Origin of the sequence: Micromonospora sp. A202, from assembly GCF_006715105.1 — a bacterium.
Lineage (GTDB): Bacteria > Actinomycetota > Actinomycetes > Mycobacteriales > Micromonosporaceae > Micromonospora > Micromonospora zamorensis.
On record NZ_VFMP01000001.1, the window covers coordinates 4,617,629 to 4,640,334 of the forward strand.

Here is a 22,706-nt window from a genome sequence, read left to right on the forward strand (position 1 = left end):
CCGACCGTGGCGAGGCTGCTCCACAATGGGGCCGCGCATCCCTCCGGTGACAGGAGCAGTCGATGATCGTCCACGCCGCATCCGGCGACACCTGGGGCATCTCCGGCCCGACCTTCCTCCGGTACTACCTGGTGGCAGCCGCTCTGGTGGTGGCCGTCGCGGTGTACCACCGGGTCCGTCTGGCGGCCGCGTCGACCGCTGCCATGACCGCCGATCCACTCGGGCCGCAGCAGGTCGCGTACCTCAACGGTGGACCCCGACTCGCCGTACACGCCGCGTTGGGCGGACTGCGCGGCAGCGGCGCGATCGGCGTGCGGCCGGACCGTCGACTGACCACCAGCGGGATCGCGCCGACCGGGCTCACCCCACTGGACCAGGCCGTCCACTGGGCCGCCCATCAGCACGCCCGGGTCGGGGACCTGCCGCAGGACGAGCGCGTACGTGTCGCGCTGCACCAGATCCGCAACGGCCTGGAGCAGCGCGGTCTGCTGACCGACGACGCGCAACGCGCCCGTGCCCGCTTCTGGACCACGATCCTGATCGCCCTGCTGGGCCTCGGCGTGCTCCGGTTGGTCTCCGGCCTGTTCAGCGGTCGCCCGGTCGGTTACCTGCTGCTGACCCTTGTTGCGCTCCTGATCGTCACCTTGGCGCTACGCCGGGCGCCCGTCCTCACCCGGGCCGGTCGGTCCACGCTGCGCGGTGTACGCCGCGAGCACACCCACCTCGCTCCGGCCTCCACGCCGTCCTACGCCACCTACGGAGCTGCCGGCGCGGCGATGGGCGTGGCCCTGTACGGCACCGCCTCACTCTGGGCGCTCGACCCCGGCTTCGCCGAGCAGGCCGAGATCCAGCGCCAGGCCGCCTCCGGCAGCGGCTGGACGGGCGGCTCCGACGGATCGTCCGGAGGCGACAGCTCCGGTGGAGACGGCGGCAGCTCCTGCGGTGGTGGTGGCGGCTGCGGCGGTGGCGGGGGGTGCGGCGGATGACCGGCCCCTCCGGAGTCGGCATCGGCTGGCGTCCGGAGATCGCCGGCTTCGTGGCCGAGCTCCCCGGCCTGCGCTTCGCGGAGGTGGTGGCCGAGGGGGTGCCCTCGTCCGGGCCGCTCCCGCCGGGTCTTGCGCAGCTGCGGGAGCGCGGCGTGACTGTCGTACCCCATGGGGTGCGGCTCTCCCTCGGCGGCGCCGAGCCGGTCGATCCGGCCCGGGTCGCCCACCTGGCCGCTGTGGCGCAGCAGGTCGACGCCCCGCTGGTCAGCGAGCACATCGCGTTCGTCCGAGCCGGCGGCCTGGAGGCCGGGCATCTGCTCCCGTTGCCGCGCAGCCGGGAGGCGGTCGACGCGGTCTGCGCCAACGTGGCGCGGGCGCAGGCCGAGCTGCCGGTGCCGATCGCGCTGGAACCGATCGCCGCGTTGGTCGAGTGGCCCGACGACGAGCTGGACGAGGCGGACTTCCTCACCGAGATCCTCGACCGGACCGGCGCACTGTTGCTGCTGGACGTGGCGAACGTGCACGCCAACGCCTGCAACCGGGGCACCGACCCGCTCGCGTTGCTGGACCGTCTGCCGCTGGAGCGGGTCGCGTACGTCCACGTGGCCGGCGGCGCCGAGCACGGCGGTTTCTACCACGACACCCACACCGATCCGGTGCCAGCGGCGGTGCTGGAGCTGGTCGGCGCGCTCTGCGCTCGACAGCGTCCGCCGGCGCTGCTGCTAGAACGGGACGGCCACTACCCACCGGCAGCCGAGCTGCGCGCCGAACTGGACGCCCTGGCCGCCGCCGCGGGCTTCCCGGCCGTGACATGACCGAGCCACGCGACGACAGCGGCAGGCGGTCGTCCGGCGATGCCGCCGGGCTCGCCCAGCGACAGGCGGAACTGGTCGCGACGCTGGTCGCCGGATTGCCGCCGCCGCCAGGGTTCGCACCGGCCCAACTGGCCGCCACCCGGGCGGCCCTGAGACGCAAACGTGCCGGCGAGGTGGCCCGACACTGGCCGCTGCTCGCCGCCGGCCTCGGCGCCACCTGGTCGACGACCTTCGCAGGCTGGGCAGCCGGGCGACCAACCGCCGGGTCGTTGCGCGACGGTTGGGACCTGGCCCGTGCGATGTGCGAACAGGGTGCGCTGCCCCCGGCCGCCGCCGAGGAACTGGCCGTCCGGGAGGCGCGCCTGCGCTACGACGGGCTCGGGGCGCCACGTCCGCGCCGGCTGCCGGCCGTGGGCCGCGCCGGCGGCGCCGTGGCGGTGCAGATCGCCGGGCGGGTACGTCTGCTGCGCCCCGCCTCGCGTCCACCCACAGTTGGTGGCGACGGTGTGTCGGATGCGGCAGGATCGACCTTATGGATCTAGGCCTGACCGACCACGTGTACGTCCTCACCGGTGCCTCTCGCGGCCTGGGCTTCGCGACCGCGCAGTGCCTGGTCGCCGACGGGGCACGGGTGGTCCTCTCGGCACGGGACCCGGACGCCGTGGCCGCCGCCGCGCAGCAGCTCGGCGGTCCCGAGCATGCCGTCGGGCTGACCGCCGACCTGGCCGACCCGGAGACCCCGGAGCAGCTCGTCGCCGCCGCCCGGGAGCACTTCGGCCGGCTCGACGGCGCGCTGATCTCGGTCGGCGGGCCACCGGCGGGCAACGCCGCCGCGATCAGCGACGAGCAGTGGCGGCAGTCCTTCGAGACCGTCTTCCTGGGCACCATCCGCGCGGTGCGCACGGTCGCCGCCGCGCTGCCCGAGGGCGGTGCGATCGGGCTGGTGCTCTCCACCTCGGCCCGAGGCCCGGTGCCCGGCCTCGGCATCTCCAACGGTCTGCGGCCCGGCCTGGTCGGGGCGGCGAAGGACATCGCCGACGACTACGGCCCTCGTGGCGTACGAGTGGTCGGGCTGCTGCCGGGCCGGATCCTGACCGACCGCAACCGGGAGCTCTTCGCCGCGACCGGCGACCCGGAGCGCGCCCGCACCGAGGCGGAGGCCGCCATCCCGCTGCGTCGCCTCGGCGATCCCGCCGAGTTCGGCCGGGTGGCCGCGTTCGTGCTCTCCCCCGCCGCGAGCTACCTCACCGGGATCACCCTCCCGGTCGACGGCGGCGCGCTGCGCGGGCTGTGACCCCCGCCGGGGGCCGACCTGGCCGTGCCGTGACGCCGCCCGAGCGGGCCCAGCCAGACGACCCGGCCGTTGATCGACTCGGCCTTCAGGAGACCGGGCGGTCGCTGCGGCCAGGACACCCCGACTTCCAGGAACCCGAGTCGATCAACGCGCGGCACACCGGACGGCCGCCGGGACCCGGGGACCAGGCCGATCGTCACCCGACGGCGACGCCCGACACGGCCCGGCCGACCCGGGCGGAGCTGACGACGCCCGACACGGCACGGCCGACCCAGGCAGAGCTGACGACGCCCGACACGGCACGGCCGACCCAGGCAGAGCTGACGACGCCCGGGACGGCCCAGCCGACCCGGGCAGAGCTGGCGGCGGCCCGGACGACTCGTCCGACCCGGGCGGAGCTGGCGGCGGCCGCTGACCGGACCATCCCCGACGTCCTCGCGCCGGGGTTGGCGGTGCTCTTCGTCGGCATCAACCCCGGCCTCTGGTCGGCCGCAACCGGCTGGCACTTCGCCAGACCCGGCAACCGGTTCTGGCCCGCGCTGCACCGGGGCGGGTTCACCCCCCGGCTGCTGCACCCCAGCGAACAGGACGAGCTGCCCGCACTCGGGCTCGGCATCACCAACATGGCCGCCCGGGCCAGCGCCCGCGCGGACGAGCTGAGCAGCGAGGAACTCCTCGACGGTGCCGCGATCCTGACCGACAAGGTGGGCCGCTACCAGCCGCGTTGGGTGGCGGTGGTGGGGGTGACCGCGTACCGGATCGGTTTTCAGCGGCCGAAAGCCACCTTCGGGCCGCAGCCGGAGTCACTGGCCGGCGCCCGGCTGTGGGTGCTGCCCAACCCGAGCGGCCTGAACGCGCACTTCACCCCGGTCACGCTGGGTGTGGCGTTCGCCGAGCTGCGAGTGGCGACCGGCCTGCCCGAACGGCGCTGACCGCGACGGACCTCGGCCCGGTGCCCGCGGGACGTCAGTTGGCCGCGGCGGGCGGCAGCACCTCATCGGCGCGGTAGGTGCCCAGCGGCATGACCACCGGCTCGGGCCCGGTCGCGTCGACGAACGGGGTGGGCGAGTCGGCGACCGCGAACTGGGTGCGGTACAGCTCGGCGTATAGCCCGCCGACCGCTACCAACTCGTCGTGCCGTCCCCGCTCGACGATCCGGCCGCCGTCGAGGACGAGGATCTGGTCGGCGTCGCGCACGGTGGAGAGCCGGTGTGCGATCACCAGGGCGGTCCGCCCGGTCAACGCCACCGACAATGCCCGTTGCACCGCCGCCTCGCTCTCCGAATCCAGGTGGGCGGTCGCCTCGTCGAGGATCACGATCGAGGGCGCCTTGAGCAGCAGCCGGGCAATCGCGATGCGCTGCTTCTCGCCGCCGGAGAACCGGTAGCCGCGTTCCCCGACGGTGGTGTCCAGCCCGTCGGGCAGCGCCCGGACCAGGTCGGCCACCTGCGCGCCGGCCAGCGCGGCCCAGATCTCGTCGTCGGTGGCGTCGGGCTTGGCGTAGCGCAGGTTCTCGGCGATCGTCTCGTGGAACAGGTGCGAATCCTGGGTGACGACACCGATCTCGTCCCGCAGGGAGGCGAGGGTCGCGTCGCGTACGTCCACCCCACCGACCAGCACCTGGCCGTCGGTGACGTCGTAGATCCGGGAGATCAGCATCGACAGGGTCGACTTGCCGGCGCCGGACGGGCCGACCAGCGCGACCATCTGCCCCGGCTCCACGCTGAACGAGACTCCCTTGAGCACCGGCTCGTTGACCGTCCGGTCCAGTGTGGCGACCTCCTCGAGCGAGGCGAGGGAGACCTCGGCGGCGCTCGGGTAGCGGAACCGCACGTCGCGGAAGTCGACCCGGCCGGTGCCCCGGGGCACCGGCACCGCGTCGGGCTTCTCCACGATGCCCGGCTTGAGGTCGAGCACCTCGAAGACCCGGTCGAAGGAGACCAGGGCGCTCATCACGTCGACCCGGACGTTGGACAGCGCGGTGAGCGGGCCGTACAGGCGGGTGAGCAGCAACGCGAGCGTCACGACGGTGCCCGCGCTGACGCCGCCGGTCACCGCCAACCAGCCACCGAGACCGTAGGTGAGCGCCTGCGCCAGCGAGGCGACCAGCAGCATCGCCACGAAGAACGTGCGGGAGTACATCGCGGACTGGATGCCGATGTCGCGGACCCGCTCGGCCCGGCCGGCGAACCGGCCGGCCTCGATCTCGGGCTGGCCGAAGAGCTTCACCAGCAGCGCGCCGGCCACCCCGAACCGCTCGGTCATGGTCGCGTTCATCTTGGCGTCGAGGTTGTACGCCTCGCGGGTGATGTCGGCCAGCCGCCGACCGACCCGGCGGGCCGGAATGATGAAGATGGGCAGCAGCACCAGTGACAGCGCGGTGATCTGCCAGGAGAGGGTGAACATCACCGCCGCGGTGAGCACCAGTTGGATGACGTTGCTGACCACACCGGACAGGGTGGAGGTGAACGCCCGCTGGGCGCCGAGCACGTCGTTGTTGAGCCTGCTGACCAGGGCGCCGGTCTGGGTACGGGTGAAGAACTGCAACGGCATCCGCTGCACGTGGTCGTAGACCCGGGTGCGGAGGTTGAAGATGATGCCCTCGCCGATGCGCGCCGAATACCACCGCTGGGCCAGGGAGAGCAGCGCGTCGGCGACCGCCAGCGCGGCGATGAACAGGGCCAGCCGCACCACGAGCCGGCCGGCCTCGGTGCCACCCCGGTTGATCGCGTTGATCACGTCACCGGCCAGCACGGGGGTGGCCACGCCAATGATGGCGGCCAGCACCACGGTGGCCAGGAAGACGATGATGTCGCGCCGGTAGGGCTGGGCGAAGGCGACGATGCGGCGGGCCACCCCGTGCTTCAGTCGGTGGGTGGAGACCTCGTCCCGGTTGCGCATCGACCGGAGCATGCTCCACCCGGCCATGCCACCTCCGGACATCGGGTTGGACATCGCTCACCTCCGGGTCGTCGGGCAGACCGCGCCGTCAGGTCAATTCTCCCGACGACTGTGACAACCTCGGTCGTAACCCGGATCTTCCCGCGCGGTCCTTACCTATTCTCCCCGGCCGGCCAGGTCGCGCAGCCGACGGGTCTGCGCCTCGCGCTCGGCGCGCTGCTGGTCGGCGTGCGACCGGCCGGCCGCACCGGCGAGCAACGCCTTGATCTCCACCACCGCGTCGCGGGCCCCGGAGAGCAGGCCAGCGGTCAGGTCCTGGACCGCGCCGTCCAGCTCGGCTGGTGGCACCACCAGATTGGCCAGCCCGATCCGGTCCGCCTCAGCGGCATCCAACCGGCGGCCGGTGGCGCAGATCTCCAGCGCCCGCGCGTAACCGATCAGCTCGACGAGCCGTTTGGTGCCGGCCAGGTCGGGCACCAGGCCGAGGGTCACCTCGGCCATCGACAGTTTCGCGTCGGCGGCGAGGACACGCAGGTCACAGGCGAGGGCGAGCTGGAAGCCCGCACCGATCGCGTGACCCTGCACGGCCGCCACGGAGATGACGTCCGGCCGGTGCAGCCAGGTGAAGCCGCCCTGGAACTCCGCGATGCGCTCGGCGCACTCCTGCTCGGGCAGCGTGGCCAGCTCCGCGAACGAGCCCGGGCCGGACGCGCCAGCCACCGCGAGGTCGAGGCCGGCGGAGAACGCACGCCCCTCGCCCCGGACCACCACCACCCGCACGTCGCCGGGCAGGTCGCGGGAGAAGTCGCTCATCGCCTGCCACATGGCCGGCGTCTGAGCATTGAGCACGTCGGGCCGGCACAACGTCACCGTGGCGACCGGCCCGTCGCAAGTCAGCCGGACCCCGGTCGCCTCGGCGGTCACCGGACGGCCCGGGGAGCGGCGCTGCTGGACGACGCTGAGTGGCGGGTCACGCCTTCTTGCGGCGCCGGGCACCACCGCGCTGACGCAGCTGCACCCCGGACTCGGTGAGTACTCGGTGGATGAACCCGTAGGAACGGCCGGTCGAGGCCGCCAACGCGCGGATGCTCTCCCCCGAGGTGTACCGCTTTACCAGGTCCTTGGCGAGCGTCTGACGCTCGGCTCCGACGATCCGGCGACCCTTCTCAGTGCTGGTGGCTGTGCCAGTGGCTGCCATGCTGTGTCCTCACGTCCCAGACTGTGCGGTTCGGATACGGTCCCACCTATTAGACCGTCTCGAACGATCATGCGCCAGATATCAACTCTTCGCCAACCGACACGCTATGCAATGTCAGCTTCCCGATAGAGTGATCCTGGCGATTGGCCCCCGCGCTGCCTCCGGGCGTACCACTGCGGCACGGTGACGCCTGCCGACGACCCGTAGCCTTCGGTCGTGATCGACCTGTTGAGCACCGCGGGCGGAGCAGCCGTGGTCTTTGCCGCGACCGACATCGACGACATCGTCATCCTGACCCTGTTCTTCGTCGCGGCGCGCACCACCGGTCGACCCCGCCCTTGGCAGATTGTCGCTGGTCAATACCTTGGAATCGGTGCGCTCGCGCTGGCCAGCGCGGTGGTCGCGGCGGGGCTGCTGGTCGTGCCGGACCCGTGGACGGGGCTGCTCGGCCTGCTGCCGATCGCGCTGGGCGTACGCGCGCTGCGCGCCTCTGACGACGACGTCACCCCCGCGGTCGTCACCGGAACGCTCGGTGTGGCCGGGGTGACGATCGCGAACGGCGCCGACAACGTGGCCGTCTACGTACCCGTCTTCCGGGCCCTCGGCGCGGCCGACAGCGCGGTGTTCCTCCTGGTCTTCGTGCTGCTCATCGCGCTGTGGTGCGCCGCCGGCGCCTGGCTGGGCGGGCATCCCCGGGTGGTCCGGCTGGTCGAACGCGCCGGCTACTGGCTGGTGCCGACCATCTTCATCGGCATCGGCGTGCTGATCCTGGTCAGCTCCGGTGTGCTCGGCCGGCTGGTCGACCTGCTCAACTGAGGACGGCCCGGTCGACCGCCCGCAGGACGCGACGGCCGGGCCGGCGGCGGGCCGGGCCGGTCAGGCCAGCTCGACCAGTTCGAGCAGGTCGTCGCTCCAGGCGTCCTCGTCACCGTCGGGCAACAGGATCGCGCGGTCCGGCTTGAGCGCGAGCACCGCGCCCGGGTCGTGGGTGACCAAGACGATCGCACCCGGGTAGTTGGCGATCGCGTCGAGCACCTGCTCCCGGCTGACCGGGTCGAGGTTGTTCGTCGGCTCGTCGAGCAGCAGCACGTTGGCGCCGGAACAGACCAGGGTGGACAGCGCCAGCCGGGTCTTCTCGCCACCGGACAGCACCCCGGCCGGCTTGTTCACGTCGTCACCGGAGAAGAGGAACGCGCCGAGGATCTTGCGCAGGTCGGTGTCGGACTGCTCGACGGCGGCGGCGCGCATGTTCTCCAGGACCGTCCGCTCCACGTCCAGCGTCTCGTGCTCCTGGGCGTAGTAGCCCAGACGCAGGCCGTGACCCGCGTGCACCTCGCCGGTATCCGGGCTGAGCAGACCGCCGAGCATCCGCAGCAGCGTCGTCTTCCCGGCGCCGTTGAGCCCCAGGATGGCCACCCGGGAGCCGCGGTCGACCGCGACGTTGACGTCGGTGAAGATCTCCAGCGAGCCGTACGACTTGGACAGGCCGGTCGCGGTGAGCGGGGTCTTGCCGCACGGCGCGGGGCTGGGGAATCGCACCTTGGCCACCCGGTCGGAGACCCGCACCTCCTCCAGGCCGGAGATCAGCTTCTCGGCACGGCGGGCCATGTTCTGCGCGGCCACGGTCTTGGTGGCCTTCGCCCGCATCTTGTCGGCCTGCGCCATCAGGGCGCCGGCCTTCTTCTCCGCGTTGGCCCGCTCCCGGCGTCGGCGACGCTCGTCGGTCTCGCGTGCCTCCAGGTACGCCTTCCAGCCCAGGTTGTAGACGTCGATGACCGACCGGGTGGCGTCGAGGAACCACACCTTGTTGACCACCGACTCCAGCAGGGCGCCGTCGTGGGAGATCACGATCAGGCCGCCCTTGTGGTTGGCGAGGAAGCCGCGCAGCCAGGTGATCGAGTCGGCGTCGAGGTGGTTGGTCGGCTCGTCGAGCAGCAGGATGCCGCCGCCGTTCTCGCCCGCGTCGCGGAACAGGATCCGGGCCAGCTCGATGCGGCGGCGCTGACCACCGGAGAGGGTGCCGATGGTCTGCGCGAGTGCCCGGTCCGGCAGGCCGAGGTTGGCGCAGATCCGGGCGGCTTCGGCCTCGGCCGCGTACCCACCCAGGGCGGCGAACTGGTCCTCCAGCGCGCCGTAGCGACGGACCAACTTGTCGCTGGCGTCCTCGGCGAGGCGGGCCTCGACCTCCTGCATCTGCGACATCAGGACGTCCAGGCCGCGGGCGGAGAGCACCCGGTCGCGACCGGTCACTTCCAGGTCGCCGGTGCGCGGGTCCTGTGGGAGGTAGCCGATGGCGCTGCGCTGGTCGATCTGGCCGCCGTACGGCTGACCCTCGCCGGCGAGCACCTTCAGCGTGGTGGTCTTGCCGGCGCCGTTGCGACCGACCAGGCCGATCCGGTCACCGGGCTGTACGCGCAGCGTGGTGTCGGACAGCAGGATCCGGGAACCGGCACGCAGTTCCAGGCCGGTGGCAGTGATCATGTTTTCGGGCTCGCTCTCGGGGTCTGGAAGGCTGACTCGGGGCACGCGAAACGGCCGGCGGGCTCAAGGGGCCCGACGGCGCGGGGCGGTTCAGCCTTCGCAGCGCAGCACCCGACAAGTGTACCGGGCGTCGCTGGGCGGCCCGCCCGGATTACCAATCAAGATCATCGGGTACCGGAAGCGCTGTCCGGACCCCGTCCGGCATTTACAGGACAGAACGACATTCAGACGACATTCACCGGCATACGGCGATCGGGGTCAGCATGGAACTCAACGAGCGGGCCGAGCTCGACACCTCCCAGGTCAACGACCGGGGTCGGGGCGGTGGAGGGGGCGGCGGTCTCGGCATTCCACTTCCCGGCGGCGGTGGTCGCGGCGGGTTGATCGGCATCGTGGTGGCTGTGCTGGTCGCACTGCTCGGCGGCGGGTTCGGCCTGAACGCGATGACAAACGGCGACGAGGGCGGGCAGGCCGGCGGCACCGACCTGGAGCAGCTGTGCTCCACCAAGAACCCCGACCGCTTCGACGATCTGCGCTGCCGCAACCTGGCCTACGTCAACAGCATCCAGGGCTACTGGCAGGAGGCGTACCCGGAGCTGGGCAAGGGCAAGTACGAGCCGACCGACACCAACTACTTCCAGGCCGCCGTGAACACCGGCTGCGGTCAGGCCGACTCGGGCGTCGGCCCGTTCTACTGCCCCGCCGACCGGCAGGTCTACATCGACCTGGCCTTCTACGAGGAGTTGGCCTCCCGGTTCGGTGCCAAGGGCGAGTTCGCCCAGCCCTACGTGCTCGCCCACGAGTACGGCCACCACGTCCAGAACCTGCTCGGCACCAACGAGAAAGCCGGCCAGGGCGACCAGAGCGGCCCCCGCTCCGCGTCCGTGCGGCTGGAGTTGCAGGCCGACTGCTACGCCGGCGCCTGGGCCAAGCACGCCACCGAGACCAAGGACAAGACCGGCCAGGAACCGCTGTTCAAGTCGATCACCCCGGGCGACATCACCGAGGCGCTGAAGGCCGCCGAGGCGATCGGCGACGACAGCATCCAGGAACGCTCCGGTGGGAAGGTCAACCCGGACTCGTTCACCCACGGCACCTCGCAGCAGCGGCAGCGCTGGTTCCAGCAGGGCCACGACAGCGGTGACCCGAAGACCTGCGACACCTTCGGCACCGACCAGCTCTGACACCTCGCACCCGGTCGTGGCAGGTCCTTCTAGGACCTGCCACGACTGTTTTACGACCGCCTCGTGGTCACCCTCCGCATCGAGTGGCGGTGGGGAAACTGCACGCCGGATCAGCCCGGAACGTCCGTCGCCACCTGACCAGCTGCCCGGTCAGGCTGGGTCGGGGTCGCGGACCAGGATCCGGACCGCCCGGGCGGCCGCGATCGCGCTGACCAGCACGGCGTGCCGGGGCTCGGGCACATCCAGAAGCCGCTCCGCGCGTAGGGCCGCCAACGGGGCGAGCCGCCGGTCGGCCAGCACCGTGTCCACCGCCCGGCGGTCGCCACCACAGACCACCGCGGCCAGCGTCGACGCCTGCGGCAACAGCAGCCGTACGGCCAGGTCGGCCGCATCGCCCAGCGCCGCCTTGGCCTGGTTGTCGCGCCGACGGGCGAACCGGTGCTGGGACCAACCACCGGCGGCGGTGCGCCCCTGCACGTACCGGGTGTCCACCTTCGACACGGTCAGCTCCTCCCCCGCCGCGACGCCCACCGCCACCGCGCCCTTGCGGGCGAGCAGCAGGCCGATCCGGCGGGGCGTGGTCGCGGCGGCCACGAACCCGGGCACGTCCGGGACGGCCGGCGCGCCCGGCGGGGAGTGCAGCTCGGCAGTCGCACCGTCGGGGGCGGCGAGAAGCAGCCCGTACCCCTGGATGGTGGTGGTGGGCGGGCCGTGCCGCTCGCCGAAGCCCTCGACCCAGCGCCCGACGCGGGCCGGGTCCACCTCGACCCAGCGGCCTCCTCCGGCTGCGGGTCGACTGCTCATGTACCCGAACCTACGGCACCGCAGCACCGGCGGCCCGCTCGGCCGCCCGCCATCGGCGCGGCCAGGCGCTGCGGTGACCACGTTGGAGAGCAGCCGGCCCGTTCCGTCGGCTTCAGGCCAACCCGGACATCGACTGCTCCTAGTACGCTCACCGCCGACCGACTGCGGTATCGGACCGTTGCTGACGGCGGTCACCGCTACACCCATCGACGAGAGGGCGCGCGTGGGGCCGCTGAAGGAGCAGACGGAGGGTCCGATCGACGGCCAGGACGGCACGGGCGTCGACCCGGCCAGCAGAGGACCGGATGCGGCAGGCGCCCGGCATCTGCGGGTACGGGACCTGGCCTGGTTCCCGATGGGACTGGCCCTGTTGTTTCTCGGTGTGCTGCTCCCCCTGCGGGAGGTGTACGTCGTCGGCTGCGTGCTGGCACCGGCGGGCATCGCGGTGGTCGTCTTCAGGACCCGCGCATGGACACTCACCACCCGGCCGCGCCCGGTACTCGTCGTCACGGTGGCTCTCGCGACGGTCGTGGCCGGGACGCTCATCACCGCGCCGCGAGTCACCATGGCCCGCCTGGACGCCCCGTTCCTGTGGCGGATCCCGGGGCCCGTCAACGAAGTCCAGGTCCTGCCACATGTGCTGCTCACGAGCAACGACGAGACGCTGTGGGGGCACAACCCGGAGACGGGTGCGGAGATCTTCACCATCCGGAGAAGCAACGGGCCGGTCAACGTGGGCCCGGACGGCAGTGTGGTGGTGCAGAACGGGGACCAGGTCAGGTACTACGACGCTCAGGGCTCGCTGGTGTGGCAGCAGGTGATAGCCGGCGCCCGATCCACCGTCAAAGATCCCCGTGGCCAGGAAGTGGTCGCCATGGGCATCGGACTCGTCGTGCTGCGCAACTGCGCCCAGGGCGGATGCGTCTACACCGGGTACGGGACCTCCGGGGGCGTGGTGTGGCGGGCCACGGGATACCACGAGAATCCGGTCCTCGGCGCCGCGCCCCACCGGAAATCACTCACCAGCCGGGGCATTAACGTTGCTCCCACCGTCGTGGCCATCCCCGCCCAGCCGGACAGCCGGGGGACACCCGTGACCGGGTCGACGATCGTACGTGGGGCCGACGGGCGGATCCTCGGCACCACACGCGGCGACGTGACGGCCGTCATCGGCGACACCGTGGTGCTGGACGTCGGCAGCTGCCAGCTCGCCGCCGCCCGGGCAGGTCAGACCCTCTGGACCACGCAGGGGCTGCCCTGCGAGGAACGCTCGGGCCTGCGCCCCCACTCGCCGCGATACTTCAAGAGCCGCATCTACCTGCCGACGTTCACCGACGGCGAGATGACGGGCGCCGCCACGATCGACCTCGACGACGGGCAGTGGCGCATGACCGGCCCGCTCCTGACGGGCTACTTCGACGACGTGCTCCCGCCGGCGACGGCAGGCGTGGCCGGTGACGACATCTGGGTCGAGCGGCATGGTTCGAGACTCACCGGGGTTGACGCGGCCACCGGCACGAAACTCTGGACATTCCACTCGCCGGACCACATTCCGGCAAGCGTCGGGAACGGGACCGTCGTGGTGACCTCCGTATTGAACGGCAGGCTCACCGAACTCGCCGGACACCCCTTGATCAGGGACAGGAGTACCGCCTACCTCGTCACTGTGCTCGACGCCCGCACCGGCCGGACGACTGCTCGACTGATCATGACAAGCTCACATTCAGCTCCGACAGCCTTCGGCACAGCGCCAGGGCAAGCCTTCATCCAGGGCTGGCCCCTCAGTGACGAGGACGACAAGTACGACGCCGGCGTCGTGGGCCGCCCGGCGCCGGCACAGTAGGAGAAGCGACCGCCGACCCTGGACCACGCTGGAACGCCCATCTGGCGGCGGTCGACTGCCCGCCGGGGCTGCCCTGACCGCCGACGGCGGCGGTCACGAACCCGGCAACGTCGCCGCCGACCGGCGCGGACCAATCAGCCGGGCAGTATGGCGACTACCGCCAGCGCGGCGATGAGCGCGCTGGAGACCAGCCCGGTGACCAGCCGCCCGCGCGGCCCGGTCAGCGCCCGCCCGACCATCGTGCCGCCACCCGCGACGAGCAGTTGCCAGCTCGCCGACGCCAGGAACACACCGGCCACGAACAGCGCCGCCGCGCCCGGGTCCGCGTCGGCGGTGTCCCGCCGACCGAGCACCAGCGCGCTGAAGTAGAGCACCGTCATCGGGTTCAGCAGGGTCAACCCGAGCAGCGCCGCGTAGGCCCGCCCGGGCGTGCTCAGACCCCGCCCGACGGGTGCCGTCGGCGTCTGCCGCGACCGGTGGGCGGACCAGGTCCGCCACAGACCGTGCGCGGCGAGACCGAGCAGGACGACGGCGGCGACCACCCGCAACGGCCCGGCGACCGGCGCGATGATGCCGGCCAGGCTGGCACCCCCGAGCGCTGCGGCCGCCGCGTAGAGCCCGTCGGCCGTCGCCACCGCGAGCGCCGCGGCCGCACCGACCCGAAACGAGGTACGCGCACTCAAGCCCAGAATCAGGATCGCGATCGCGCCGACGGGGATGGCGACGCCGTAGCCGGCCACCAGACCGGCCAGGAACGCCCCGCTCACGGACGTCGGTGTCGGGTCGAGGCCCGTCCCCGGACCGGCCGCTGTCGACGCACGGCGGTGGCCGCACGGACAGGGACCTGCATCGGGTACGCCTCAATCACACGCGCATCCTGCGCGCCGAACCCACGCCTCCGCCACCAGATTTCCCGCGCCCCCGCGCCCCCGCGCCCCCGCGCCCCCGCGCCCTGCCGCCCCCGCACCCCGCGCCCGCGCCCTGCCGCCCCACGTCCCCGCGCCGTGCACCCCGCACCCTGCGCCGTGCCGGCGCTGTCCCAAGCCCATCCCGCGGGGGCTGCGACCAAGATCCGTGCAACTTCGGGGATGTTGCTCCCGTGCTCAGCCGGTGGAAGCAATCTGGCTGGTCAGCAGCTCGGCGAAGACTTCTTTGGGTTTCTTGTAGCCGAGGATACGGCGGGGTCGGTTGTTGAGTCGGTCGGCGATGGCGTTGAGGTGGTCGTGGTCGTTGGGGATGACGGTGCCGCGGGGTAGGTATTCGCGAATCCACCGGTTGGTGCTCTCGTTGGTGCCGCGTTGCCAGGGACTGTGGGGGTGGGCGAAGTAGACGTCGATACCGGCGGCGATGCTCAGGGCGGCGTGTTCGGCCATTTCGGTGCCGCAGTCCCAGGTCAGGGTGCGGCGCAGGGCGTCGGGCAGACCGGCGATGCCGGTGGCCACGGCGCTGGTGACGGTGGGGCTGTCTCTTCCTGATAGCGGGATCAGGATCAGGAACCGGGAGGTGCGTTCCACCAGCGTGGCGGTGGCGCTGGCGCCGTTCTTGCCGATGACCAGGTCGCCTTCCCAGTGCCCAGGTACCCGCCGGTCCTCGGCCTGGACGGGCCGCTGATCGATGAACGTCGGGTTCGGGATCTTCGGCGCCCGCGACGCCGGCGAACGCGCCGGGCGACGGTTCCTGCGGCCACTGCGCAACCGCAGGTGCTGCCGTGCCAACTCCCCGACCGGCAACGCATACATCCACGTGTAAATCGCCTCGTGCGACACCCGCATCGCCTCGTCCTCGGGATAGTCCACCCGCAACCGCCCAGCGACCTGATCCGGCGACCAACCCTCACCCAACAACGCCACCACCACCTCCCGCAGCCGCGCGTCCAACTCCAGCTTGCACGGCTTCGGCCGGCGCCGCGCCCGCTGCGCCTGCCGCTGCGAACGCCACGCCCGATAGAACCCCCGCCCACCACCCCGACAAATCTCCCGCGACACCACACTCGGATCCCGACCAATCCGCGCCGCAATCTGCTGACCCGAGAGCCCTTCAGCGATCCCCCGCGTGATCTCTTCCCGGTCCACCACCGTCAACGGCCTACGACCCGCCACGCCCCACCAGCCTCTCAGCGATCACCCCGCCGAAGAGACCAACGAACGACAAGATCGATTGCTACGACCACCTGAGCACGGGGCTGCCTGCGAGACGCCGGAGGCAGCACTATCGCTGATGTTGCGCGGACCTTGCCGGGTGGACCGATGCGGCGCACGCGCGGCAGGGGCGGAACGCGTCGAGCGCGACGCCCCGCAGGGCATCGCGCTCGACGGGCAGAGCCGACCGGAGTCCGCTCAGACGTTGAAGCCGAGGGAACGGAGCTGGTCCCGACCCTCGTCAGTGATCTTGTCCGGGCCCCACGGCGGGAGCCACACCCAGTTGATCCGGATGTCGTTGACCAGGCCGCCACCCGGGCCGGTGGTCAGCGCCTGCCGGGTCTGATCCTCGATCACGTCGGTCAACGGGCAGGCCGCCGAGGTGAGCGTCATGTCCAGGGTGGCGACGTTCTCGTCGTCGACGTGAACGCCATATACCAGACCCAGGTCGACGACGTTGATCCCGAGTTCCGGGTCGACGACGTCCTTCATCGCTTCTTCGATGTCGGCGATCATGGCCTTGCTGACGCCGGCCGTCGGTGCGTCGCCGGCCTCCGGCGTCGCGGTGGCGTCGGTCGTCACGGAGTCGACCTGCGACGCCGCGACGGCGTCACCGGCCTCCGGCGTCGCTTCGGTAGCCGTGTTCTCGCTCATGCCGTCCCTCCGCTTCGCTCCGTGACGCCGACAGGCGCCACGGTGCTGCAACAATGATTGGCTCGCTGACGCTCGATCACGCCTTCACCTCCGGGCTCGCGCCCACACCCGCGCGTGCTGCGGCGTCCTTGAACGCCATCCACGGCAGCAGTGCGCACTTGACCCGGGCGGGATAACGGGCCACACCCGCGAAGGCCACCCCGTCACCCAGCACGTCCTCGTCCGGCGTGACCTGGCCACGTCCGGACATCAACTCCACGAACGCCTCGTGCACCTCGAATGCTTCCCGGGCACCCCGACCGCGCAGCAACTCGTGCAGGACGCTCGCCGAGGCCTGGCTGATCGAGCAGCCCATGCCGTCGTACGAGATGTCGTGCAGCACAGTGCCGTCGGTGGCCACCCGGACGGTGACCTCGTCGCCGCAGGTCGGGTTGACGTGGTGCGCCTCCTCGACCCGGTCGCCCGAGTCTTCGGCGTCGCGCAGACCACGCCCGTGTGGGCGCTTGTAGTGGTCCAGGATGATCTCCTGGTAGAGCTGGTCGAGCTGCATCAGTCGAACACCTTCCGCACCTGCTCCAGACCGGCCACCAGAGCGTCGATCTCCTCGGTGGTGGTGTAGAGGTAGAACGAGGCCCGGGTCATGGCCGGGACGCCGAACCGGCTGCACACCGGCTTGGCACAGTGGTGACCCACCCGCACCTGCACGCCGAGCGAGTCGAGCACCTGACCCACGTCGTGTGGGTGCACGTCGCCGAGCGCGAACGAGATGGTGCCGCCCCGGCCAACCGGCACGGTCGGGCCGAAGATCCGAAGGTCCGGCACCGAGCCGAAGGCGTCCAGCGCGTACGCCGTCAGCTCCTTCTCGTGCCACTGGATGGCCCGCATCCCGACACCGGTCAGGTAGTCGACGGCAGCGCCGAGCGCGACCGCCTCGGCGATCGGCGGGGTGCCGGCCTCGAACCGGGCCGGCGGGGCGGCGAACGTCGATCGGGCCATGGTGACCGTCTCGATCATCGAGCCGCCGCCGAAGACCGGTGGCATGGCCGCGAGCAGCTCACCCCGGCCCCAGAGCACCCCGATGCCGGTCGGGCCGCACATCTTGTGGCCGGTGAACACGATGTAGTCGGCGTCCAGGTCGACCACGTCGATGGGCAGGTGCGGCACCGACTGCGAGCAGTCCAGCAACAGCAGCGCGCCCACCTCGCGGACCCGCGCGGTGATGCGGGAGGTCGCGTTGACAGTGCCGAGGATGTTCGACACGTGCACCAGCGAGACGATCTTCGTCCGTTCGGTGACCAGGTCCTCCAGGCCCGACTCGTCCAGTCGGCCCTGGTCGGTGACGGGGAACCAGCGCAGGGTCGCGCCGGTCCGTTCGCAGAGCAACTGCCACGGGACGATGTTCGAGTGGTGCTCCATCTCGGAGATCACCACCTCGTCGCCGGGGCCCAGGCGGAACCGCGGGTCCGCGTCCGGGCGCAGCGAGGCGTTCGAGAAGGCGTACGCCACGATGTTGATCGCCTCGGTGGAGTTCTTGGTGAACACCACCTCGTCGACGCTGGGCGCGTTGATGAACGCGGCGACCTTCGCCCGCGCCCCCTCGTACGCCTCGGTGGCCTCGGTGCCCAGGGTGTGCACCGACCGCGAGACGTTGGCGTTGTGCCGCGCGTAGTGCTCGTCGAGAACGTCGAGCACCTGGCGGGGTTTGTGCGAGGTGTTGGCGCTGTCGAGGTAGACCAGTGGGTGCCCATTGACCTCGCGATCCAGGATCGGGAAGTCGGCGCGTACCCGGGCCACGTCGAAACGCGGCACGTCGTCGTACTGCGGCATCCCCTCGGGGATCGCGATGCTGGTCATCTCGGCAGCGCCTCTCCCGCTCAGGCCTTGGCCGTGCCGGCCCCGGCGGCGTACCGCTCGTAGCCCTCGGCCTCGAGCTTGTCGGCCAGCTCCGGGCCGCCCTGCTCGACGATCCGGCCGGCGATGAACACGTGCACGAAGTCCGGCTTGATGTAGCGCAGGATCCGCGTGTAGTGGGTGATCAGCAGCACGCCGGTGTCGCCGTCGTCGCGGACCCGGTTGACGCCCTCGCTGACCACGCGCAGCGCGTCCACGTCGAGGCCCGAGTCGGTCTCGTCGAGGATGGCGATCTTCGGCTTGAGCAGCTCCAGCTGGACGATCTCGTGCCGCTTCTTCTCACCACCGGAGAAGCCCTCGTTGACGTTGCGCTGGGCGAACGCCGGGTCCATCTGGAGGCGCTCCATCGCGCCGCGCAGCTCGCCACCCCAGGTGCGCAGCTTCGGTGCCTCGCCGTCGATGGCGGTCTTCGCGGTGCGCAGGAAGTTGGCCACCGAGACGCCGGGCACCTCGACCGGGTACTGCATGGCCAGGAAGAGGCCGGCGCGGGCCCGCTCGTCGACAGTCATGGCGAGCACGTCCTCGCCGTCGAGGGTCACCGTGCCGCCGGTGATCTCGTACTTGGGGTGACCGGCGATCGAGTACGCCAGGGTCGACTTGCCGGAGCCGTTCGGGCCCATGATCGCGTGGGTCTCGCCGGACTTCACGGTCAGGTCGACGCCGGACAGGATCGGCTTGAGCTCACCCTCGGGCAGCTTGACCGACACCTTCAGGTCGCGGATCTCCAGGGTGCTCATTATCGGGTCACTCCATTACTCGGCGTCAGGCTGAGGTAGATGTCGCCGTCGCGGACTTCGACGGGGTAGACGGGGACGGGTTCGGTGGCGGGCAGCCCGGTCGGCTCACCGTTGCGCAGGTCGAAACGCGAGCCGTGCAACCAGCACTCCAGCGTGCAGCCGTCGACCTCGCCCTCGGAGAGGGCGACCGCGGCGTGCGAGCACTCGTCGTACACGGCGTAGAAGTTGCCGTCCTCGCCGTGCACCAGGGCGATCGACGTGCCGTCGACGTCCGCGCTGATGGCGGTGCCCTTCGGTACGTCCTCGGTGGAACAGATCCGGATCATCAGGCGCCCGCCTTGGTCAGCCGGGCCTCGATCGCGTCGCCCAGGCGCTCGCGCAGGGACTCCACCGGGATCTTGTTGATCAGCTCGGCGAAGAAGCCGCGGACCACCAGGCGGCGGGCCTCGCTCTCCGGGATGCCCCGGGCCATCAGGTAGAAGAGCTGCTCGTCGTCGAAGCGGCCGGTCGCGCTGGCGTGGCCGGCGCCGGCGATCTCGCCGGTCTCGATCTCCAGATTGGGTACGGAGTCCGCCCGAGCGCCTTCGGTGAGCAGCAGGTTCCGGTTGATCTCGTACGTGTCGGTGCCGGTCGCCTCGGCGCGGATCAGCACGTCGCCCACCCAGACGGTGTGCGCGTCCTCGCCCTGCAGGGCGCCCCGGTAGCCGACGTAGCTGCGGCAGTCCGGCACGGAGTGGTCGACCAACTGCCGGTGCTCCAGGTGCTGACCGGAGTCGGCGAAGTAGACGCCGTACAGCTCGGCCTCGCCACCCCGACCGGTGTATTCCACGCTGGTGAACTGCCGGACCAGGTCACCACCGAGGGAGACCTGGATGTGCACGACCCGGGCGTCACGGCCCAGCTTCACCTGGATGTGCTGCGCCTGGACCGCGTCGGAGGCCCAGTCGGCGATCGTGACCAGGGTCAGCTTCGCGCCGTCGGCGACGAACACCTCGACGTTGTCGGCCAGCGTGGCCGAGCCCTCCTGGGAGAACACGACAGTGGCCTCCGCGAACCGACCCACCTGGACCTGGGTCCGGGCGAAGGCCAACTCCTCGGGGTACGCGCCCAGCAGCCGGACGATCACCGCGTCGGACACCACCGCGTCGGCGGCCACCTCGACCAGCGCGACCCGCGCGGCACCGCCGTGCGCCAGCGCGCTGATCCGGTCGGTTGGCACCGGCGCGGACACGACGCTGGCGTCACTCGGCTCGACGAGCCGCACCGACACCCCGGCCGGCAGGTCCGGGTGCTCGATGGTGACGCCCCGGCCGGTGGCGGCGGAGGTGTCCGCCGTGGCCAGGCCGCGGAGGCGCTTGAGCGGGGTGAAACGCCACTCCTCCTCCAGGCCGGTGAGGGCCGGGAAGTCGGCGACGTCGTACGAGCGCAGCGCCTGCGACTTGGTGCTGGGTGGCGCGGAAGCCTGGGTAGTCATTTCTTCCTTGGTCTGTCTGTTCCGTGACGACGAGGTGGGGTCCTGGTGTGGCGGGCCGAGGTTCCCGGCCCGCCACGCGGGAGCGGCGGCGTCAGCCGACCGCGCCCTCCATCTGAAGCTCGATCAGGCGGTTGAGCTCCAGGGCGTACTCCATCGGAAGCTCCTTGGCGATCGGCTCGATGAAGCCACGCACGATCATGGCCATCGCCTCGTCCTCGCTCAGGCCCCGGCTCATCAGGTAGAAGAGCTGGTCGTCGCTGATCTTGGACACGGTCGCCTCGTGACCCATCGACACGTCGTCCTCGCGGATGTCGACGTACGGGTAGGTGTCCGAGCGGGAGATGGTGTCGACCAGCAGCGCGTCGCACTTGACAGTGCTCCGGCTGTGGTGCGAACCCTCCAGCACCTGCACCAGACCCCGGTACGAGGTGCGGCCGCCGCCCCGGGCGATCGACTTGGAGATGATGGTCGAGGAGGTGTGCGGCGCGGCGTGCACCATCTTGGCGCCGGCGTCCTGGTGCTGACCCTCGCCGGCCATCGCCACCGAGAGCACCTCGCCCTTGGCGTGCTCGCCGGTCATGTAGACCGCCGGGTACTTCATCGTCACCTTGGAGCCGATGTTGCCGTCGACCCACTCCATGGTCGCGCCCTCGTGGCAGACGGCGCGCTTGGTGACCAGGTTGTAGACGTTGTTCGACCAGTTCTGGATGGTCGTGTAACGGCAGCGCGCGTTCTTCTTGACGATGATCTCCACGACTGCGCTGTGCAGCGAGTCGGAGGAGTAGAGCGGCGCGGTGCAGCCCTCGACGTAGTGCACGTACGCACCCTCGTCGACGATGATCAGCGTCCGCTCGAACTGGCCCATGTTCTCCGTGTTGATCCGGAAGTAGGCCTGCAGCGGGATCTCCACCTGCACACCCTTCGGCACGTAGATGAACGAGCCACCGGACCACACGGAGGTGTTCAGGGCGGCGAACTTGTTGTCGCCGACCGGGATCACCGTGCCGAAGTACTCCTTGAAAACGTCCTCGTGCTCGCGCAGCGCCGTGTCCGTGTCCAGGAAGAGAACTCCCTGCTCCTCAAGGTCCTCACGGATCTTGTGGTAGACGACCTCGGACTCGTACTGCGCCGCGACACCCGCGACCAGCCGCTGCTTCTCCGCCTCCGGGATGCCCAGCCGGTCGTACGTGTTCTTGATGTCCTCCGGCAGGTCCTCCCAGCTGGTGGCCTGCTTCTCGGTGGACCGCACGAAGTACTTGATGTTGTCGAAGTCGATCCCGCTGAGGTCCGCGCCCCAGGCCGGCATCGGCTTGCGGCCGAACAGCCGCAGGCCCTTCAGCCGCAGGTCGAGCATCCACGCCGGCTCGCTCTTCTTGGCCGAGATGTCCCGCACCACCGCCTCGTTGATGCCGCGCTGGGCAACCGCCCCGGCGGCGTCCGGGTCGGACCAGCCGTACTCGTACCGACCCAGGGCCGCGAGCTGCTCTTCCTGGGTCAGGGGCTGGACGATCTGCTCGGTCATCTATCTGTCCTCACAGTGGTGACGGGATTACCGGATTGAACACGGCCCGGCTGGGTCGGAATGTGCGTGGTGCACACCCCGTCGCCGTGCGCGATGGTGGCCAGGCGCTGCACGTGGGTGCCGACCAGACGGGAGATCACCGCGGTCTCGGCCTCGCACAGCTGGGGAAACTCGGCGGCCACGTGCGCCACCGGGCAGTGGTGCTGGCAGAGCTGACCGCCGGAGGCGATCGTGGTCGCATTGGCAGCGTAACCCTCGGCGGTGAGCGCCGAGGCGAGTGCCTCTGCACGCGCGAGAGGGTCCTCGCCGGCGTCTTCCATGGCCGCTCGACAGCGGGATTCCAGGGCCGACACCTGCTCGGTGGCGAACGCCGCGACCGCGTCCGAACCGCCGCTGCGGGCGATCCAGCGCAACGCGGCGGTGGCCATGTTGTCGTAGTGGTGTGTGCCACAGCGCACCCGGGCGGCCTCGGTCAGCATGAACACCTTGGCCGGACGTCCTCGCCCGCGGCTGCCCTGCACGGTCTGCTCGCGGGCGTAGACGTCACCGTCGGCGAGCATCGCGTCCAGGTGGCGTCGGATCGCCGCCGGGCTGAGCCCCAGGGCCGCGCCAAGCTGAGCGGCGGTGGTCGCACCCCGCTCCAGCAGCAACTGGGTGACCCGGTCCCGGGTGGAGATCTCGGTCGCCGTGCCGGCGCCGAGGGCGGTCGAGGTGGTCGTGACGAGCGCGGACGCGGACGCGCCGACGGCCGGAACAGCCGCCGA

General features: G+C 71.1%; 23 protein-coding genes. 8 read left to right on the forward strand and 15 right to left on the reverse strand.

All coding sequences use genetic code 11. The features are described from left to right. Window positions 1-62 precede the first annotated feature (62 nt). The 5 genes from FBZ33_RS21210 (at window position 63) to mug (ending at window position 4,027) form a co-directional block, all read left to right on the forward strand. Window positions 63-986: a TIGR04222 domain-containing membrane protein gene (locus tag FBZ33_RS21210; protein WP_141910419.1), complete on the forward strand. Its 924-nt coding sequence runs from the start codon at window positions 63-65 to the stop codon at window positions 984-986. Then, window positions 983-1,801 carry a DUF692 domain-containing protein gene (locus FBZ33_RS21215; protein ID WP_141910420.1) on the forward strand — a complete coding sequence of 273 codons (819 nt, stop codon included), beginning with the start codon at window positions 983-985 and terminating at the stop codon, window positions 1,799-1,801. The genes FBZ33_RS21210 and FBZ33_RS21215 overlap by 4 nt, the downstream gene beginning before the upstream one ends. Next, window positions 1,798-2,343 carry a hypothetical protein gene (locus tag FBZ33_RS21220; RefSeq protein WP_141910421.1) on the forward strand — a complete coding sequence of 182 codons (546 nt, stop codon included), beginning with the start codon at window positions 1,798-1,800 and terminating at the stop codon, window positions 2,341-2,343. Before FBZ33_RS21215 ends, FBZ33_RS21220 begins: the two co-directional genes overlap by 4 nt. Further along, window positions 2,334-3,095 (forward strand): SDR family oxidoreductase, encoded by a 762-nt coding sequence (locus FBZ33_RS21225; RefSeq protein ID WP_141910422.1) that lies wholly within the window; start codon window positions 2,334-2,336, stop codon window positions 3,093-3,095. The genes FBZ33_RS21220 and FBZ33_RS21225 overlap by 10 nt, the downstream gene beginning before the upstream one ends. 320 nt (window positions 3,096-3,415) lie before the next feature. After that, window positions 3,416-4,027, forward strand: a complete 612-nt coding sequence (mug, locus tag FBZ33_RS21230) for a G/U mismatch-specific DNA glycosylase (protein ID WP_330468344.1) — start codon at window positions 3,416-3,418, stop codon at window positions 4,025-4,027. A 34-nt stretch (window positions 4,028-4,061) separates the two neighbouring features. Here mug and FBZ33_RS21235 read toward each other — a convergent pair whose 3' ends face one another. The 3 genes from FBZ33_RS21235 to FBZ33_RS21245 form a co-directional block, all read right to left on the reverse strand. Beyond that, window positions 4,062-6,038: an ABC transporter ATP-binding protein gene (locus tag FBZ33_RS21235; RefSeq protein ID WP_172862217.1), complete on the reverse strand. Its 1,977-nt coding sequence runs from the start codon at window positions 6,036-6,038 to the stop codon at window positions 4,062-4,064. Window positions 6,039-6,152: 114 nt separating this feature from the next. Then, window positions 6,153-6,920, reverse strand: coding sequence for an enoyl-CoA hydratase/isomerase family protein (locus tag FBZ33_RS21240; protein WP_141910423.1), 768 nt, complete (start codon window positions 6,918-6,920; stop codon window positions 6,153-6,155). A 46-nt stretch (window positions 6,921-6,966) separates the two neighbouring features. Then, on the reverse strand, window positions 6,967-7,194 hold the full coding sequence (locus tag FBZ33_RS21245) for a helix-turn-helix domain-containing protein (RefSeq protein ID WP_007462679.1): 228 nt from the start codon (window positions 7,192-7,194) through the stop codon (window positions 6,967-6,969). Between the two features lie 216 nt (window positions 7,195-7,410). Between FBZ33_RS21245 and FBZ33_RS21250 the strand changes: the two genes are divergently transcribed. Continuing rightward, on the forward strand, window positions 7,411-8,010 hold the full coding sequence (locus FBZ33_RS21250; RefSeq protein ID WP_185755373.1) for a cadmium resistance transporter: 600 nt from the start codon (window positions 7,411-7,413) through the stop codon (window positions 8,008-8,010). Window positions 8,011-8,070: 60 nt separating this feature from the next. Here the strand turns inward: FBZ33_RS21250 and FBZ33_RS21255 are convergent, their stop codons facing one another. Continuing rightward, a complete protein-coding gene (locus tag FBZ33_RS21255) occupies window positions 8,071-9,675 on the reverse strand; it encodes an ABC-F family ATP-binding cassette domain-containing protein (protein WP_141910424.1) in 1,605 nt (534 codons plus the stop codon). A 263-nt stretch (window positions 9,676-9,938) separates the two neighbouring features. On the opposite strand from FBZ33_RS21255, the gene FBZ33_RS21260 reads away from it, so the two are divergent. Then, a complete protein-coding gene (locus FBZ33_RS21260; protein WP_141910425.1) occupies window positions 9,939-10,859 on the forward strand; it encodes a neutral zinc metallopeptidase in 921 nt (306 codons plus the stop codon). Between the two features lie 150 nt (window positions 10,860-11,009). Here the strand turns inward: FBZ33_RS21260 and FBZ33_RS21265 are convergent, their stop codons facing one another. Next, window positions 11,010-11,663: an acVLRF1 family peptidyl-tRNA hydrolase gene (locus FBZ33_RS21265; protein ID WP_141910426.1), complete on the reverse strand. Its 654-nt coding sequence runs from the start codon at window positions 11,661-11,663 to the stop codon at window positions 11,010-11,012. 223 nt (window positions 11,664-11,886) lie between these two features. Between FBZ33_RS21265 and FBZ33_RS21270 the strand changes: the two genes are divergently transcribed. Further along, window positions 11,887-13,506, forward strand: coding sequence for a PQQ-binding-like beta-propeller repeat protein (locus FBZ33_RS21270; protein ID WP_141910427.1), 1,620 nt, complete (start codon window positions 11,887-11,889; stop codon window positions 13,504-13,506). A 134-nt stretch (window positions 13,507-13,640) separates the two neighbouring features. On the opposite strand, the gene FBZ33_RS21275 is transcribed toward FBZ33_RS21270, so the two are convergent. The 10 genes from FBZ33_RS21275 to FBZ33_RS21320 all read right to left on the reverse strand — a co-directional run bounded on the left by FBZ33_RS21275 (window position 13,641) and on the right by FBZ33_RS21320 (window position 22,619). After that, window positions 13,641-14,273: a LysE family transporter gene (locus FBZ33_RS21275; RefSeq protein WP_141910428.1), complete on the reverse strand. Its 633-nt coding sequence runs from the start codon at window positions 14,271-14,273 to the stop codon at window positions 13,641-13,643. 336 nt (window positions 14,274-14,609) lie between these two features. Continuing rightward, window positions 14,610-15,605 carry an IS30 family transposase gene (locus FBZ33_RS21280; protein ID WP_141908230.1) on the reverse strand — a complete coding sequence of 332 codons (996 nt, stop codon included), beginning with the start codon at window positions 15,603-15,605 and terminating at the stop codon, window positions 14,610-14,612. 237 nt (window positions 15,606-15,842) lie between these two features. Then, window positions 15,843-16,298: a metal-sulfur cluster assembly factor gene (locus FBZ33_RS21285; protein WP_088949232.1), complete on the reverse strand. Its 456-nt coding sequence runs from the start codon at window positions 16,296-16,298 to the stop codon at window positions 15,843-15,845. Between the two features lie 76 nt (window positions 16,299-16,374). Further along, window positions 16,375-16,848 carry a Fe-S cluster assembly sulfur transfer protein SufU gene (gene sufU / locus FBZ33_RS21290; protein ID WP_088949233.1) on the reverse strand — a complete coding sequence of 158 codons (474 nt, stop codon included), beginning with the start codon at window positions 16,846-16,848 and terminating at the stop codon, window positions 16,375-16,377. After that, on the reverse strand, window positions 16,848-18,152 hold the full coding sequence (locus FBZ33_RS21295) for a cysteine desulfurase (RefSeq protein WP_099855777.1): 1,305 nt from the start codon (window positions 18,150-18,152) through the stop codon (window positions 16,848-16,850). The genes sufU and FBZ33_RS21295 overlap by 1 nt, the downstream gene beginning before the upstream one ends. Before the next feature lie 20 nt (window positions 18,153-18,172). After that, on the reverse strand, window positions 18,173-18,946 hold the full coding sequence (gene sufC / locus FBZ33_RS21300) for a Fe-S cluster assembly ATPase SufC (protein WP_088949235.1): 774 nt from the start codon (window positions 18,944-18,946) through the stop codon (window positions 18,173-18,175). Then, window positions 18,946-19,272 (reverse strand): non-heme iron oxygenase ferredoxin subunit, encoded by a 327-nt coding sequence (locus FBZ33_RS21305; RefSeq protein ID WP_141910429.1) that lies wholly within the window; start codon window positions 19,270-19,272, stop codon window positions 18,946-18,948. Before FBZ33_RS21305 ends, sufC begins: the two co-directional genes overlap by 1 nt. After that, window positions 19,272-20,420, reverse strand: coding sequence for a Fe-S cluster assembly protein SufD (gene sufD, locus FBZ33_RS21310; RefSeq protein ID WP_141910430.1), 1,149 nt, complete (start codon window positions 20,418-20,420; stop codon window positions 19,272-19,274). The genes FBZ33_RS21305 and sufD overlap by 1 nt, the downstream gene beginning before the upstream one ends. A 91-nt stretch (window positions 20,421-20,511) precedes the next feature. Continuing rightward, on the reverse strand, window positions 20,512-21,942 hold the full coding sequence (gene sufB, locus FBZ33_RS21315) for a Fe-S cluster assembly protein SufB (RefSeq protein ID WP_088949238.1): 1,431 nt from the start codon (window positions 21,940-21,942) through the stop codon (window positions 20,512-20,514). Further along, complete coding sequence (locus FBZ33_RS21320; RefSeq protein ID WP_370453097.1) at window positions 21,939-22,619, reverse strand: helix-turn-helix transcriptional regulator; 681 nt, start codon at window positions 22,617-22,619, stop codon at window positions 21,939-21,941. The genes sufB and FBZ33_RS21320 overlap by 4 nt, the downstream gene beginning before the upstream one ends. Window positions 22,620-22,706 lie beyond the last annotated feature (87 nt).